Genomic DNA, 13,886 nt, shown 5'->3' with positions numbered 1-13,886 from the left:
GATAAGTAACTGGGCATTGCTAAATTCCAAGAAAAAACCCGTGGCCAAATTTATCGCTAACCCCCTAAAACCCCAAAAATTATGGAAATTTGCCGCCGCATTTGTAGGTGGCATTTTGATGGGAATTACCCCCGCCCCGCTCAACCTTTGGCCTTTGGCTTGGATTGCCTTAGTTCCCCTGTGGGTGTTGGTGGTGGAAGAAGGCACAAAACGCCCTCCCATCGCTTTCTTATCCAACCGGGAAACCAAAAGCAAACCGGTGAACGGGTGGTTTTTTCTGTTGCCCGTATTGTGGGGAATTGCCTATCACGGACTCGCCCTATTTTGGATTACCGGCATTCATCCGATGACCTGGTTGGGGGTGCCCTGGTTAGCCAGTTTGGCGATCGCCAGCTTTTGTTGGGTCTTTATTACCCTATGGGGCGCGGGTTTAGTCCTCATTTGGGCATTGGGTCAAGGGTTATTTGCCGCCAAATTTGCCCCGCTTTCCTCCGCCTTTTTTTCCCCCTTCCTGCGCGTCTTAATCGGGACGACACTTTGGTGTAGTGTGGAATATTTAGGCAGTTCCACCTCCCTGTGGTGGACCTCTTTAGCCTATACCCAAAGTCCGACGAATTTAGTGATTTTGCACCTCGGTCAGCTCTCCGGAACCACCGCCGTAACGGCGGCGATCGTCGCCGTCAATGGATTAATTGCCGAAGCTTGGATTGCATGGCAGCAACATGCCCATCCACCCATTCAGGGTAGAAAAACAACGACTACCTCGGTTCAAAACCTGCTGATTTTCCTCGCAATTATTCTGTTTTTAGTATTGCATTCTCTCGGATTTTTATTGTATCGCATCCCCCGGATAGACCCGGCGGAAACTGCTTTAACTGTGGGGATTATTCAAGGGAATATTCCCAATGACATTAAACTGAATTCCGAGGGATGGCGGCGCGCCTTAGCCGGCTATACCAGCGGTTATCAAGAACTGGCCGATCGCGGCGTGGATGCCGTCTTGACCCCGGAAACTGCTTTGCCCTTTTTATGGACGAAAGACAATCGGCGCTACAGTGAATTTTATCGGGCAATTTTAGACAAAGGGGTGCTGGCGTGGGTGGGCACCTTTGGCAAGGAAGGAAATCGGATTACCAACAGTTTATTTACCGTAACCGCAACCGGAGAAACCTACAGCAGTTACGATAAAGTGAAGTTAGTGCCCTTGGGAGAATTCATTCCCTTTGAGGAGATTTTGGGGCGCATTATTAACCGCCTGTCTCCGTTGGAAGCGCAGTTAAAAGGGGGGAATCCGAATCAAGTTTTCGACACGCCATTTGGCAGGGCGATCGTCGGCATTTGTTACGATTCGGCCTTTTCTGCCCTGTTTCGCCGTCAAGCTGCTGCAGGGGGAGAATTTATTATTAGCGCCTCTAACGACGCTCATTATACCGCAGCAATGGCAATCCAGCACCACGCGCAAGATGTGATGCGGGCGATCGAAACCGATCGCTGGGCAATTCGGGCCACCAATACCGGCTATTCGGCAATTGTCGATCCCCAAGGTCGAACTCGCTGGATTTCCGAACTGAATACCTATCAGTTACATAGCGCAACGATTTATCGCCGACAAACCCAAACCTTATACGTGCGGTGGGGAGAATGGTTGTTAGGTCTGTTGTGGGCAATTTGCGCGATCGCCTTCATTTTGTCGAGGAGGCAATAAAAAGCGGGCGATTTTAATCGCACCTTTTTTACAGCTATTTCTCCCGAGAGATATAAAGGTGGGCAATGCCCACCCTACCACTTATCGCAATAGAATCGCCTAAAATTATTCGCTTAATTCTTCAACATTCGGCTGAGGTTCTATGGATTCCTCGGCGTTGAAAATAGAAACCAACCAAACCGCTAATATTCCTACGCCAACAATGAGTAAAAAGCCAACCAGGATATTCAACTGCTTTAATGCTTTGCGCGTGGTGGGCATTTCTGCAAAATTGGCCGACTCGTGAGAAATGGATTCCTCTGCCGGATCGCGGGTGCGAGGGTTGTTTTGGGGAGTCATAATAGAGTGGTAGATTGACGGCTGGACTCTCTCCATTTTGGCTCACCGACGGAGCGATCGCCCTCTACCGGAAGAGTGATTCGAGTTCATTTCATCCCGCCGCCATCCTTGCCAGAAAAGGGCAAGCGAAAATAAACCTGTAGAGAGGCGATTTGAAAATCTTCTCTACAGGTAAAGCGCGTTTATTTTTTTCCGAAACTCAGCCTTAGCTGAGGAACAACCCTAGAAAATGGAAGGAAATTTTAGGGTTAATGGGCAAGGCGTTTGAAGCTACGCATTAAACCCTTCCAAGGATTCAGAAGGGGGAAATGTGAAGCATAAATTCAGCCAGTCAACTACATCGGGTAGGTTCATGTAAGCATCGGCGGCTTCAATTAAATTGCTCAGGTTTTCTTTACTGGCATCGTCCATTTCATCGCTCAGCGGTTTGCGAGTTAACTGTCGGTCTAGAGGGAATTGCAAGCGAGCATAACGAGCGCGATCGCCAATTATGTAGTCCGTGATATAGTGATACACTTCACAGGGGGCATCGGTCATTACTTTCACCACGCGCCCATCCCAGATCCATTGCAAAGTGCCCCAAGAGCGCGCCTGTTCCCAGGGAATCACGCTAGTTGCCGCTCCCGTACCCACAGAAAGGACTTCCAAGCTTTCCAGAGGATTACCCAGACGAATCGCCTCAGCAACCGCGCAGGCGGTGGGGTTATTGGCAGCTAAACCGCCATCGATCGCGCTGATAATTTTGCCATTGAGTTCTAGGCGATGGGCGGGGAAAAACGTGGGGGCGGCGGTGGAACAAACGCAGGCTTCCCACAACGGAATTTCGGCAAATTTTTCCTTCCAGCTTTTAAAAATAAGTGGCATTCGACCAATGGTGTCGTAGCTGGTGATTAAAAGCTTAGGTTTGGTAACGTCATCAAGTAGCTTATCGCCCAATAAATCTTTGAGCATTTTCACCAGTCCTTTTTCGGAGAATTTGGGTGCAGAAGGACCGTATTGTAAGAGTAATGGAAGTCGTTTAATCGTCCAGCGAGTGGTGTACGGAAAGACTTTTTTGGCTTTTTTGCGGTAGAGTTTGACGATTTTTTCGCAGGGAATTCCTAGTGCGATCGCAGCGCCCACCATTGACCCGGTTGAAGTACCTGCAATCAAGTCAAAATACTCATGCAGCGGAACTTGAATCCGTTCTTCGAGGTGCTGCAACATGCGGGCAGCTAGCACTCCGCGAATTCCGCCACCATCAATGCTCAATATGCGATAAGTCATTTGGCTTCTCCCGATCGATTAATAAGAGGGTTTTTGGAGTTGGTAATGGGTGAAAGGGTGAAAGGGTAATCCCCTACATTGCGATCGCCCCAAGTCTGATTTGGGTAGAATGATTTTCATGCTTAATTTTGCCACCAAAATCGAGAATTGGGGCATAGGGTTTGGTGACGCGAATTTTGACTTGTTTACCCCACTCGGCGCGCCGGCGAAGTCGGGCGATCGCTTCCGCCAACCGTTCGATTAAAGCGAAATTCGCGGTGTTGACCCGATGCTTAACCGTGGCGATGGTGTTGCGGTAGTCTAGGGTATCTTCCAGGCGATCGCGTTGACTCGCAGGTGCTAAATCCAGCCATAAGCGGAGATTCACTTCCAACCACTGAGCGAGTACCTGCTCTTTTGGCAAATACCCCACGCAGCTACAACAGCGAATTCCGGTAAGTTTAATGCAATCCATGAGTGACACCCTTTGATGTTGAAAAAATGTGAAAAACAGATAAAGTTCTTCGTTTTACTTAGTCAGATCTTTACAATACTAGGCTCAGGTTATCCGGATGGTTTTGCTAAAATGATGAAATAGCCGCCCCACTCGGCTCAGGAGGCGACTGGGTTCCAAGCTGGATCCTGAGTAGGCCCAGGGGTCACAGGTTCGTTGCAACCCTGCAATCCCTCTCCAATCCCCCTCCGGTAGGGTGGGCAATGCCCAACATGTTTTTTATGTTTAGTATATTTACGGCAATTGTGCGGCTTGCAAGAGTGCAATTTGGCGCTAAGTATAGAATTCCCCTGCCCTCCTCCTCGCGATCGCCCCCCAAAAACCTTCTCCTTGAACGATCGCCCCGGGAGGAATTACAATCAAAACTCGTCAACACCTGTAGAGGAGAAAACGGTGGAATCATTTCAGCCTTGGTTGTCTTATATCGGAATCGGCTTGGGTGCCCTACTCGGCGGGTTAGTTCTGGTTTGGATTATCGTTTCCGTTGCGATTTTTTTGCGAACTAAAGGACTGCCCCAGGCGATCGCGGCTTTTTTCACTCGCATTGCTGACGGAGATATCACAGGCGCTTATCAGTCCACCACCGAACGCTTGCAAAGTCGCACTTCCAAAAAAGAATTTGCCAAATTCGTGAAAACCAACAAACTGCACCAGTACCAGCGCACTACCCTCTCCATCCCCACCGTCGAAGGCAAGACCCATCGGTTAGAAGTCACGGTCATTACCAAAAATGGCCGAGAAATTCCCTTGTTGATGGAGTTAGTAAAAAGCGACGATGGATGGTTAGTTGATGCCCTAAACTATAACTACAATCCGCAGCAAACCGCTAAGTCAAATAAGTGAATTAGCGGCAAACCGGGGAGAATGAAGGCGTCACAATTATAATTTTCCTCTTGACTCGTTCCCCGGCTCACGGGCAACCCTCCCCGAGGCTCCGCCTTCCCCCCAATAAAGCTGCCAAATAAGTTAGTCAAATTGCTAGGAATTAAAAGGTTAAAAACCGGGTTGATGCTGCCAATTATTTGCTTTAACAAAGTAGGGAAATTAACCCGGTTTATCGCGCCTATTGAATCAGCATCCTAGCCGATTTTCCCATTCGCCAATTCCTGCACCACTCGTTCAATTCCGCCCACGACGCGGGCCAAACGGTCGAAATCGATTTTATCCGGCGTGTCTGCTATCGTGTGATAGTGGGGATAGCGAAACGGTGCCGTATCCGTCACCATTAATGCCGGATATCCCATCTGCCAAAATGGCCAACGATCGGACCAACCCGCCCCCGGAACATTACTTGGCATCGCCGCCCCTTCCGAGGGAAATTGCGTATGACTGCGGAAAGAACCCACCACCTGCTGCACCAGATTTCCCGAAGCAAGATTGCCGATAAAGGCAATAAAATTCCCCGTGATGGGATAGACCAAATTTAACAAACCCAGGGGATATTCTTGACTACCCGGCGCATCGGAATAATATCCGATGGTTTCTAAACTGAGCATGGCCACGATATTTTCACCGCGATCGCGACACCGTTTGGCATAAACCAAACTGCCCATTTCCTCGCTCCAAAAAAATGGCGGTTCCTCATTCACGAACTCCACAAATCGCAGCGATCGGGCCGTTTCCTTCCCCGCAAACCGCCGCGCCAGCGCTAACACCGCCGCCGCACCCGAACCATTATCGTTCGCTCCCGGCGCACCGACTACCGAATCGTAATGCGCGCCAATCACCACAATTTCATCCGGTTTTTTATTTCCGGTTATTTCCACTTCCAAATTATCGAATACTTGCCCGTGGATTTCATAACTTTGTCGCGCTACTTCATACCCGGATTCGGCAAATGAGCTTTCCAGATAATTGGCAACCGCCACTAAATTTTCGTAAAACATATAGTTGCGATCGCCAATCTCCGACCCGGCAATTCGATCCACATCTTGGCGCAGTTCATCCCGCAACACTTGCTCCGCCTGCGTCAGTTTCGGCAAATCTCCCGCAAAACTTTTTCCCGGCATTCTCACGACTGTAAACCAACTCCCGATTAAAACAACAGCAATAAAAACAAACAGGATAACCACTTTTATCGATGCAGCTTTAGTAAGCACTTTAAATTTTTTCCGGCGTTTGAGTCCCATTGCTTTCGCTTTCCTCTTCATTTCCAAGGTTTTCCCATTCCTTCCCCGGCAATTTCCCAGGAAACACCACTTGCAAGGTTCCACCTGGAGGGAACATTTTCCCCAAATCTATACCACAAATTTACCCAATTTTTTCCTAATCGATAGCAGGCTAATGGTTAAATTTTGTGTAGTTTTGCAACGAAAATTAGGGTGGGCACTGCCCATCCTACTGATAATAATCAAAACCCCAGGAGCGAGGTGGGCAGTGCCCACCCTACGGCTACGGCTACTTATAATAATGAAAGAAGCCGTCAGAGTTGGCGGCAGCAGTGCTTAATTATAGCACATGAGGCAGCAGGCAGTTTGGAATCAAATAATTCTGATAGCCTTAGCTGTGCGAGAAAACCAGTGTAAATGATAAAATACCCCAATGGAACTCATCATTTTTATCGGCTTGCAAGGGGCGGGTAAAAGCACCTTTTACCGCCGCAACTTTGCCCAAACCCATGTATTAATCAGTAAAGACTTGATGCGAAATAATAAAAAACCAGCCAGAAGACAAGCTCAGCTTATCAAAGAAAACCTGACCTCGGGCAACTCAGTGGTGGTAGACAATACCAATCCCACCCGAGAAGACCGCGCCGCGATTATCGATATCGCCAAAAATTACCCCGCGATGGTTATCGGGTATTATTTTCAATCTAAGGTGCGGGACTGCTTGCAGCGAAACCAACAGCGCACTGGCAAAGCAAAAGTTCCGGATAAAGCGATTTACATTACCCAGAAAAAGTTAGTTCTCCCCGATTATCGGGAAGGATTCGATAAACTCTTTTACGTTAAAATTGCCCCCAGCGGCGAATTTGCGATCGCGCCGTGGAAATTACCAGAAAACCGGGTATAATTTAATGGAGGGGTCGAGAAGTGGTTGCCACCAGGCGACGGATAAAAGTCGCTCGCGAATTGCCGATGAAAGCAGCGCATTCAGAGGCGATCGCGCTTTTGTTAGAACCAGGTAAAACGCGAACAACCATCCACAGAACACATCTAAACGGTAAAATTTTCAAGACCATGCACGAACTGAAATTGACGATGCTCGGACCGAGTGGGGTTGGCAAAACCAGTCTGTTAACGGCGATGTACGAGCAGTTTGAAAGCAATATCGGGTTCACCGACTTACAATTGACGCCAGATTTGGAAAGTTCGGCACTGCTGCAAGAACGGTTGGCAGAACTAAAAAACTTGCCCGATAGTTTTGAAACCAAAGGATGGATGCAAAGTACGGAAGATTATAAATCTTTTATTTTTGAATTGGGCAGAAAAGGGGCAACTCCTTCCTTGGAATTGCAGTTTCAAGATTATCCCGGCGAATATTTATCCGCCAGAAGTTCTCGGGAAGAGAAGAAACAGGTAGAAAGCTTTCTACGCGAATCGGCGGCGGTGGCGATCGCGATCGATACCCCCGCCCTGATGGAGAAAAATGGTCGGTGGCATGATACGATTAACAAACCTCAGCAAATTGCCAATTTGTTTCAACGGGTGTATCGGGAATTAGATGCGCCGAGGTTGGTCATTTTAGCGCCGGTTCGCTGTGAAAAATACCTGCAAAATGAAAAAACCACTGCGGAACTGGTGAGGCGCGTGCAGAGTGGGTATGCGCGATTGCTGGATTTGCTGCGATCGCCTTCTTTATTGCCCAATGTCGCCGTTGTCGTCACCCCCGTGCAAACCGTGGGAACCGTGGTATTTTCTCGCATCGAAGAGCAGGATAGCAAACCGCTGTTTATTTTCCGAAAAACCAGTCACGACGCCCAATACAATCCCCAAGATAGCGAACAACCCCTGCGCTATTTGTTGCGTTTTTTGCTCAAACTGCATTTGGATCGCCGCCAGTGGGGATTGTTTAATTTCCTCCGAGAATGGTTGAGATTAGATAGCCATCTCAAAGATGCGGTGCGCGAATTCGCTAAAGGCTGTAAAAATACTAGCGGTTTTGCAGTATTGCAGGGTGACAGTTGGCTCAATATTGGATAGGAGTTTTTCACGATGGAAATTTACGTCAGGAGTCGCGGGTTTTCTCAGGAAAATGGCTATTGCTGGGTTCCCCAAACCCCTTCGATTCTCACCACAAACCGGGTGACGGAATTAATTCAAAGCGAAGCACATTCTCTGGTTTTGGCCCGGTATGGGCGTCAGTTGTTGTTGCTGGTGACGGGGTTAGAGGCAAAAGGGCGACTGGATTTTCGCGATCGCAAAATCCGCAATTCCATCGCCTGGGTGGGGGAAGACTCCCCAGAAACCTCCACCCAATTAAGGGCGATCGCAGTGCGGGCATTACGCAGCTTTTTAGAGGCAGATAAAGCCGACAATTTGGATGCAGATATTGACCGCGCCATTGTCTTCGGCGGTGCAGATGGGTTTCAAGTCTCCTGGGAAGAACTCTCCCGCTTATCCGACAATCTCCCCCGAATGCAATCCTCCGGAAATCTCGAACGAGAACGGGAAGAATTGGCAACGGATAAAGTGGGAAATAACTGCGATTTTTTAAAAGAAGATTTAGCCGAAATATTGGAGTGCTATGCTTTACCGAAAAGAGAGGGAGTTTTAGTGGTGGTGACCGGAATTAAAAGCGAAGAGGCGATCGTGCAAGCCGGCGTATGGCGAGGCTTATCCAAAACGATTTCGACCCAAGATTGGAAAACCGTTCGCGAACGAAAGTACCCCCCAACTACCCCCAATGAACCCTTGGGAAAGTCTAACCCGCTCAATGAAACGGCAACTTTAGTGGCGGCGATCGTGGGCATCGCAATGGTCTTGTTTGGGTGGTTGTGGTTTTAGACAAATACCGCCCGGTTTCAAACGGGCGGCTCACTTAGATGAGGCTTCGATTGTTTTGTATATAAATTGTAATTTGCGAATTAATTTCGTATAAAACAAGTAGTGTAACTTCCCCGAACATTAACAGAATCTCTTTTCTAAGTGGATGAGGTAAAAAGGTGGCATTTGTCATTCCCGCGCAGGAGAGAATCCAGAAAAAATAACTCTCGCAGTAACTTAAAAAAACGCTCAATCATTCCCGGCAAAATAAGGAGTCAAGGAACCTATAAAAGGGTTTAATTTGCGCTTGTATGGCTAGAATAAGTTAGAAATTCTGGAAAATTGATGGTAAATTCCCCGCATGGGGCGCTGTAAAGGCGATCGCGGGAGAGTTTGGGTTTCCCCTGGGCGGCGATCGCAACTGCACCCTCTATCGGTAATGTCACCCTTTGCCGTAAACTGTACTACGGCGCTTGTAAGGATTGACTATGGCAACGATTAACGACAACTACTTGAAATTAAAAGCAGGCTACCTGTTTCCGGAAATTGCGCGACGGGTGAACACCTTTGCCCAGGCGAATCCGGAGGCGGAGATTATCAAACTCGGCATTGGTGACGTCACCGAACCCCTGCCCCAAGCCTGTTGCGATGCGATGAAGAAAGCGGTGGAGGAAATGGGCGATCGCGCCACCTTCAAAGGGTACGGACCCGAACAAGGCTACCTCTGGTTGCGCGAGAAAATTGCCGCCCATGACTTTCAGGCGCGCGGATGCGCGATCGACGCCACGGAAATCTTCATCTCCGACGGTTCCAAGTGCGACACCGGAAATATTCTCGATATTTTCGGCAAAGATAACAAAATTGCCGTCACCGATCCGGTTTATCCCGTTTATGTGGATACCAATGTCATGGCGGGGCATACCGGATCGGTAAACGAGAAAGGCGAATACGAAGGATTGGTGTATTTGCCCATCACTGCCGAGAATAATTTTACCGCCCCACTTCCCTCGGAAAAAGTCGATTTAATTTACCTGTGCTTCCCCAATAATCCCACCGGGGCCACGGCGACTAAAGAAGATTTAAAAGCATGGGTCGATTATGCCAAAGCCAATGGCTCTATCATTCTGTTTGATGCCGCTTACGAGTCCTTTATTACTGACCCCAATCTGCCCCATTCCATCTATGAAATTGAAGGGGCAAAAGATTGCGCGATCGAGTTCCGTTCCTTCTCCAAAAATGCCGGATTTACCGGAACTCGCTGCGCTTTAACTGTGGTTCCGAAAAGCCTCACCGGAAAAGCCGCAGATGGTTCCGATGTAGAACTGTGGAAACTGTGGAACCGTCGCCAATCTACCAAGTTTAATGGCGTGTCCTACATCGTGCAACGCGGTGCTGAAGCTGTCTACTCGGAACCCGGGCAAAAACAAGTCAAAGAACTGATTGGTTTCTATCTGGAAAATGCCAAAATCATTCGGGAAAAACTCACCCAAGCCGGCTTGACGGTTTATGGTGGCGTGAATGCCCCTTACGTTTGGGTGAAAACCCCCAATGGTTTATCCAGTTGGGATTTCTTCGATAAATTGCTCCAAAATTGCAATGTGGTAGGCACTCCCGGTTCTGGTTTTGGTGCGGCTGGCGAAGGTTATTTCCGCATTTCGGCATTTAATAGCCGCGAAAATGTCGAGTCTGCAATGAAGCGCATTACCGAAAAGTTTAAGGTGTAAGCGCGCTGTTTTATTCTCAGGTTGCGGTGGGCGATCGCCCACCCAACTTTTGTCGATCGTCAGCAGCAACAACCGGAGGTATTTGACGAGCCACAATAACAAATTACCCCGCCCCTTTTTACCAGTAAAATTCAGCTAACTGTGGCAGACATCTTTCGCTGGCTGCTAGAATAAACCCGATAGCGCTTCTGATTTGGGTGAGGATAGAGTTGCGCTAGATTATGGTGCCGAAATCCACTGGCAAAACTGACAGCATCACCCAGAGAAACGCGAGAGATAAATTAATCATCACTTTGGGTAATTATTATGACTGTTATTACTCCAATTGTCAAACCCGTTAGTCACATGCAACTGGCTCCCGGTAGCACCGTTACCATTCCCAACGTCAGTTGGCAAGAATTCGAGTCTCTGTTAGAGGAATTACGCGAAAAAAGAGCCGCCAGAATCGCCTACAGTCACAACACCTTAGAAATTATGGCTCCCTTACCCGAACAGGAAATCCCTAACGATCTGATTTCCGATATTGTCAAAACTTTGCTGAAAGCAACAGGCATAAGATATCAGCCTTTCGGATCGACCACCTTTAAACGAGAAGGAAGGGCAGGAATTGAAACCGATGCCAGTTTCTATATCCAAAACTATCAGCAGGCGATCGGAAAACGCCGACTCGAACCGGAGGATCCGCCACCGGATTTCACAATCGAAACTGATGTGACGTCTAAAACGACAATTGAAGCGTATAAAGCGATCGCAATTCCGGAAGTTTGGGTGTACCATAAGGGCATGCTGACTATCTATTTGTTCCGAGAAGGAGAGTATGTCACCTCAGAAACCAGTCCCACGTTTCCAGATATTGCGATCGCCGAAATCATTCCTACAGTTGTCGAACGCGCTTGGCAGGTGGGAACCTACGAAGCTTTAGCAGAATTTGAAGCACAAATGGCTGAAGGTGGAAGTTAAGAAGCGAAAAAGGCGATCGCATCCACACTATCTTCTAGAAGGCAAAAGAAATTTTGCCAGAGCGAAACAATCTGACCGATTTTGAAGACATGCGGCATGCGATCGGTTGCTAACAGTTTGCCAAAAACGTCAGTTGAGTGGTTAGAACTCGAGTTCCACTCCACTGTTGTTGACTCAGGCATCCGTGAGGAGGGCGCTAGGTTCAGTAAAAACAGGCACAGGCGATCGCCGTAGCCAGTTCAATGGTAACTGTTAATATTTGTTTATCTTACTTGACCCCTGGAGGCTTAATGCTCTATGCTAGTTTAGCATAGCTTTTTTAAACTTTTTCTCTCTCGCTTATCTATCGAAAACAATACCATGAAACTGGAAACTCTAGAGTATCACGATCGCGAATACAATTGGAAATTAGACCGGGTTGAGTTCAGCGCTAACCCAACTTTATTGGTGGGCAGATCGGGGGCGGGCAAAACACAAGTGCTTCGGTCAATTCATGCTTTAAAAAAAATTGCAAATGGGGGTTCTTTAAATGGAGTAAAATGGGATGCATGTTTTTTAACAAGTCAAGGTCAACGATATCGCTGGCAAGGAGAATTTGAAACCCAAAAACACTTATTAGGCAGTCAAGCCAAGTCGGACAAAGAGTATAAACTTATTAAGGAAAAACTAGAGAAAAGTGACAAAATAATTGTAGATAGAAGCGCAGAAAAAATACTTTTTAACGGAATACAAACTCCCAAACTATCCCCAAGCCAAAGCACCCTGCATTTGCTAAAACAAGAAGAAGAAATTAGTTTCGCAACCGAGGAAATAAATAAAATTATTTTAGCGGATTTAAAATACGGAGAACAGATTTCAACCCTTTCTGTGTCTTTGCTGAATCAGTACGAAAATGCTTCTTTAAAAGACATTCAAGAAAGCGAGCTTCCTCTTTCCCTTAAACTGTCTTTGGTGTATAGAACTTTCCCAGAGGTTTTTCAAAAAATCAAAGAAAAAGTTAGGGAAATATTTTCAGAAATAGAAGATATTAAAATAGAAGCGTTAAACCTTGACGATATTCCGGTTGTATTGGCTGAGTTGTTGCGGGAATCAACAGTGGTTTATTTTAAAGAAAAAGGAGTTAATGATTGGATAAAACAAGTTAACATATCTTCAGGGATGTTAAAAGCATTAATGTACGTCAGCGAACTTTATTTATCCCCCAAAGGGAGTTTAATTCTAATTGATGAATTTGAGAATAGTCTGGGGGTTAATTGTATTGACAGCATGACAGACATACTCCTTGAAAATAAAGAGTTGCAATTTATTATTACCAGCCATCATCCCTATATTATCAACAATATCAGTCCGAAGCATTGGAAAATTGTCACGCGGCAAGGTGGTGTCGTTCAGGTTAAAGATTCCCAAGATTTGGGAATTGCCAAATCAAGGCATAAAGCCTTTATTGATTTAATCAATATCCTGGAAGAATATCCTGAGGGAATAGAAGAGGAATGAATATTTATTTTCTTTTGGAAGGCAGAAGTACAGAAAAGAAAGTATATAAATCTTGGTTGCAATATATGCTGCCCGAACTTCAGAGAGTCAACCACTACGATGAAGTTTGGGAAAATAACTACTTTTTAATTAGCGCTCATGGGTACCCTTCTATTATCCATGAATATATTCCCGATGCAATAAGCAGAATAAAAGAAACGGGTAAGTATGAATATTTAGTAGTTTGTCTTGATGCTGATGAAGATACGGTAGAAAGTAAGAAACAAGAAATTGACAATTTTATTAAAACTGAAAATATTCAATTGGGGGATATAAAGTTAATTCCAATCGTTCAAAACAGATGTATTGAAACTTGGTTTTTGGGAAATCGAAAAATGTTCGACTCCAGGCAGCCGCTCCAACAGCCTTTACGAGATTATGTTCAGTATTATGATGTGTCGGCGAAGGATCCGGAGTTAATGGGAAATTATAATGATGACTACAATCATGCCGAGTTTCATTACGTTTATTTAAAAAAAGTGTTTGAAGCAAAGAATAGACGCTATACTAAAAAAAAATCCCGGTGATGCTCAAGAAAAATATTGTTTAGACCAACTTATTAACAGAATTGAAGGCGACTCACATCATTTAAAAAGCTTGAAAGATTTTATAGAATTTTGCAAGTTGATAAAAAGCCGACTATGTGAAGCTGGAGGTACCGATCGCCAAAATTAGTCTCGCCTGGATTAAGGGTTATGTCAGAAAAAATTGAAGGGTAAAAAAATATTAACTGCATAATAGGCTTCGACTTTCGCCACACTCTCCCCAGTTTGAAATCTCTCTATAGAACTGCTGAATTTTAACCTTGACGGCAACCCGCAGGAATGAGACCCCACATCGCCGCAATTTCAAGCTAAAATTAACTTAAATTCACCGATCGCTCTGAGTGCTATGACTGTAATTTCCGCCCTTAACCCCCCACCGCTGGAAAGTGGCGA

General features: G+C 46.4%; 15 protein-coding genes. 9 read left to right on the top strand and 6 right to left on the bottom strand.

Features of this window, described 5'->3' with window-relative positions; all coding sequences use genetic code 11:
- The first annotated feature begins 118 nt into the window (after positions 1-118).
- Positions 119-1,705 (top strand): apolipoprotein N-acyltransferase, encoded by a 1,587-nt coding sequence (gene lnt / locus LKK83_RS13845; protein ID WP_324631796.1) that lies wholly within the window; start codon positions 119-121, stop codon positions 1,703-1,705.
- Between the two features lie 105 nt (positions 1,706-1,810).
- Here the strand turns inward: lnt and LKK83_RS13840 are convergent, their stop codons facing one another.
- The 3 genes from LKK83_RS13840 to LKK83_RS13830 all read right to left on the bottom strand — a co-directional run bounded on the left by LKK83_RS13840 (position 1,811) and on the right by LKK83_RS13830 (position 3,764).
- Complete coding sequence (locus LKK83_RS13840) at positions 1,811-2,044, bottom strand: hypothetical protein (RefSeq protein ID WP_324631758.1); 234 nt, start codon at positions 2,042-2,044, stop codon at positions 1,811-1,813.
- Positions 2,045-2,314: 270 nt separating this feature from the next.
- The gene (locus LKK83_RS13835; RefSeq protein ID WP_324631757.1) at positions 2,315-3,310 is read right to left on the bottom strand and encodes a CBASS cGAMP-activated phospholipase; all 996 of its coding nucleotides are present in this window, start codon (positions 3,308-3,310) and stop codon (positions 2,315-2,317) included.
- A 73-nt stretch (positions 3,311-3,383) separates the two neighbouring features.
- Positions 3,384-3,764 (bottom strand): dihydroneopterin aldolase, encoded by a 381-nt coding sequence (locus tag LKK83_RS13830; protein ID WP_324631756.1) that lies wholly within the window; start codon positions 3,762-3,764, stop codon positions 3,384-3,386.
- 432 nt (positions 3,765-4,196) lie between these two features.
- Between LKK83_RS13830 and LKK83_RS13825 the strand changes: the two genes are divergently transcribed.
- Positions 4,197-4,646, top strand: a complete 450-nt coding sequence (locus tag LKK83_RS13825) for a DUF4864 domain-containing protein (RefSeq protein WP_324631755.1) — start codon at positions 4,197-4,199, stop codon at positions 4,644-4,646.
- A gap of 236 nt (positions 4,647-4,882) precedes the next feature.
- On the opposite strand, the gene LKK83_RS13820 is transcribed toward LKK83_RS13825, so the two are convergent.
- Positions 4,883-5,953, bottom strand: coding sequence for a M28 family peptidase (locus tag LKK83_RS13820; RefSeq protein WP_324631754.1), 1,071 nt, complete (start codon positions 5,951-5,953; stop codon positions 4,883-4,885).
- A gap of 391 nt (positions 5,954-6,344) precedes the next feature.
- On the opposite strand from LKK83_RS13820, the gene LKK83_RS13815 reads away from it, so the two are divergent.
- From LKK83_RS13815 to LKK83_RS13805, 3 genes are read left to right on the top strand one after another with little or no spacing between them, the layout of a single operon-like run.
- A complete protein-coding gene (locus tag LKK83_RS13815) occupies positions 6,345-6,815 on the top strand; it encodes an ATP-binding protein (protein WP_324631753.1) in 471 nt (156 codons plus the stop codon).
- A 20-nt stretch (positions 6,816-6,835) separates the two neighbouring features.
- A complete protein-coding gene (locus tag LKK83_RS13810) occupies positions 6,836-7,945 on the top strand; it encodes a TRAFAC clade GTPase domain-containing protein (protein ID WP_324631752.1) in 1,110 nt (369 codons plus the stop codon).
- A gap of 12 nt (positions 7,946-7,957) precedes the next feature.
- Entirely contained in the window at positions 7,958-8,749 is a 792-nt protein-coding gene (locus tag LKK83_RS13805; RefSeq protein ID WP_324631751.1) for a hypothetical protein, read from the top strand.
- A 275-nt stretch (positions 8,750-9,024) separates the two neighbouring features.
- Here the strand turns inward: LKK83_RS13805 and LKK83_RS13800 are convergent, their stop codons facing one another.
- Complete coding sequence (locus LKK83_RS13800; protein ID WP_324631750.1) at positions 9,025-9,174, bottom strand: hypothetical protein; 150 nt, start codon at positions 9,172-9,174, stop codon at positions 9,025-9,027.
- 42 nt (positions 9,175-9,216) lie between these two features.
- Between LKK83_RS13800 and LKK83_RS13795 the strand changes: the two genes are divergently transcribed.
- Entirely contained in the window at positions 9,217-10,452 is a 1,236-nt protein-coding gene (locus LKK83_RS13795; protein ID WP_324631749.1) for an LL-diaminopimelate aminotransferase, read from the top strand.
- Positions 10,453-10,758: 306 nt separating this feature from the next.
- On the top strand, positions 10,759-11,412 hold the full coding sequence (locus LKK83_RS13790) for a Uma2 family endonuclease (RefSeq protein ID WP_324631748.1): 654 nt from the start codon (positions 10,759-10,761) through the stop codon (positions 11,410-11,412).
- Here LKK83_RS13790 and LKK83_RS13785 read toward each other — a convergent pair.
- On the bottom strand, positions 11,409-11,594 hold the full coding sequence (locus LKK83_RS13785) for a hypothetical protein (RefSeq protein ID WP_324631747.1): 186 nt from the start codon (positions 11,592-11,594) through the stop codon (positions 11,409-11,411). The two genes, LKK83_RS13790 and LKK83_RS13785, sit on opposite strands and share 4 nt — an antisense overlap.
- 178 nt (positions 11,595-11,772) lie before the next feature.
- Here LKK83_RS13785 and LKK83_RS13780 point away from each other — a divergent pair, with 178 nt between their 5' ends.
- Both LKK83_RS13780 and LKK83_RS13775 read left to right on the top strand, forming a co-directional pair.
- On the top strand, positions 11,773-12,909 hold the full coding sequence (locus LKK83_RS13780; protein ID WP_324631746.1) for an AAA family ATPase: 1,137 nt from the start codon (positions 11,773-11,775) through the stop codon (positions 12,907-12,909).
- A complete protein-coding gene (locus tag LKK83_RS13775) occupies positions 12,906-13,475 on the top strand; it encodes a hypothetical protein (RefSeq protein ID WP_324631745.1) in 570 nt (189 codons plus the stop codon). The genes LKK83_RS13780 and LKK83_RS13775 overlap by 4 nt, the downstream gene beginning before the upstream one ends.
- Positions 13,476-13,886: the final 411 nt, after the last annotated feature.

Origin of the sequence: Phormidium sp. CCY1219, assembly GCF_035615515.1 — a bacterium.
Taxonomy (GTDB): domain Bacteria; phylum Cyanobacteriota; class Cyanobacteriia; order Cyanobacteriales; family Laspinemataceae; genus CCY1219.
This window is presented reverse-complemented; position numbering and strand designations above follow the sequence as displayed.

Excerpts from the sequence above, each read along its gene's own strand:
- LKK83_RS13840 (WP_324631758.1), bottom strand. The coding sequence starts at position 2,044 with ATGACTCCCCAAAACAACCCTCGCACCCGCGATCCGGCAGAGGAATCC.
- LKK83_RS13775 (WP_324631745.1), top strand. The coding sequence starts at position 12,906 with ATGAATATTTATTTTCTTTTGGAAGGCAGAAGTACAGAAAAGAAAGTA.
- LKK83_RS13820 (WP_324631754.1), bottom strand. The coding sequence starts at position 5,953 with ATGAAGAGGAAAGCGAAAGCAATGGGACTCAAACGCCGGAAAAAATTT.
- LKK83_RS13830 (WP_324631756.1), bottom strand. The coding sequence starts at position 3,764 with ATGGATTGCATTAAACTTACCGGAATTCGCTGTTGTAGCTGCGTGGGG.
- LKK83_RS13780 (WP_324631746.1), top strand. The coding sequence starts at position 11,773 with ATGAAACTGGAAACTCTAGAGTATCACGATCGCGAATACAATTGGAAA.
- LKK83_RS13785 (WP_324631747.1), bottom strand. The coding sequence starts at position 11,594 with ATGCCTGAGTCAACAACAGTGGAGTGGAACTCGAGTTCTAACCACTCA.
- LKK83_RS13805 (WP_324631751.1), top strand. The coding sequence starts at position 7,958 with ATGGAAATTTACGTCAGGAGTCGCGGGTTTTCTCAGGAAAATGGCTAT.
- LKK83_RS13790 (WP_324631748.1), top strand. The coding sequence starts at position 10,759 with ATGACTGTTATTACTCCAATTGTCAAACCCGTTAGTCACATGCAACTG.
- lnt (WP_324631796.1), top strand. The coding sequence starts at position 119 with ATGGGAATTACCCCCGCCCCGCTCAACCTTTGGCCTTTGGCTTGGATT.
- LKK83_RS13835 (WP_324631757.1), bottom strand. The coding sequence starts at position 3,310 with ATGACTTATCGCATATTGAGCATTGATGGTGGCGGAATTCGCGGAGTG.
- LKK83_RS13815 (WP_324631753.1), top strand. The coding sequence starts at position 6,345 with ATGGAACTCATCATTTTTATCGGCTTGCAAGGGGCGGGTAAAAGCACC.
- LKK83_RS13795 (WP_324631749.1), top strand. The coding sequence starts at position 9,217 with ATGGCAACGATTAACGACAACTACTTGAAATTAAAAGCAGGCTACCTG.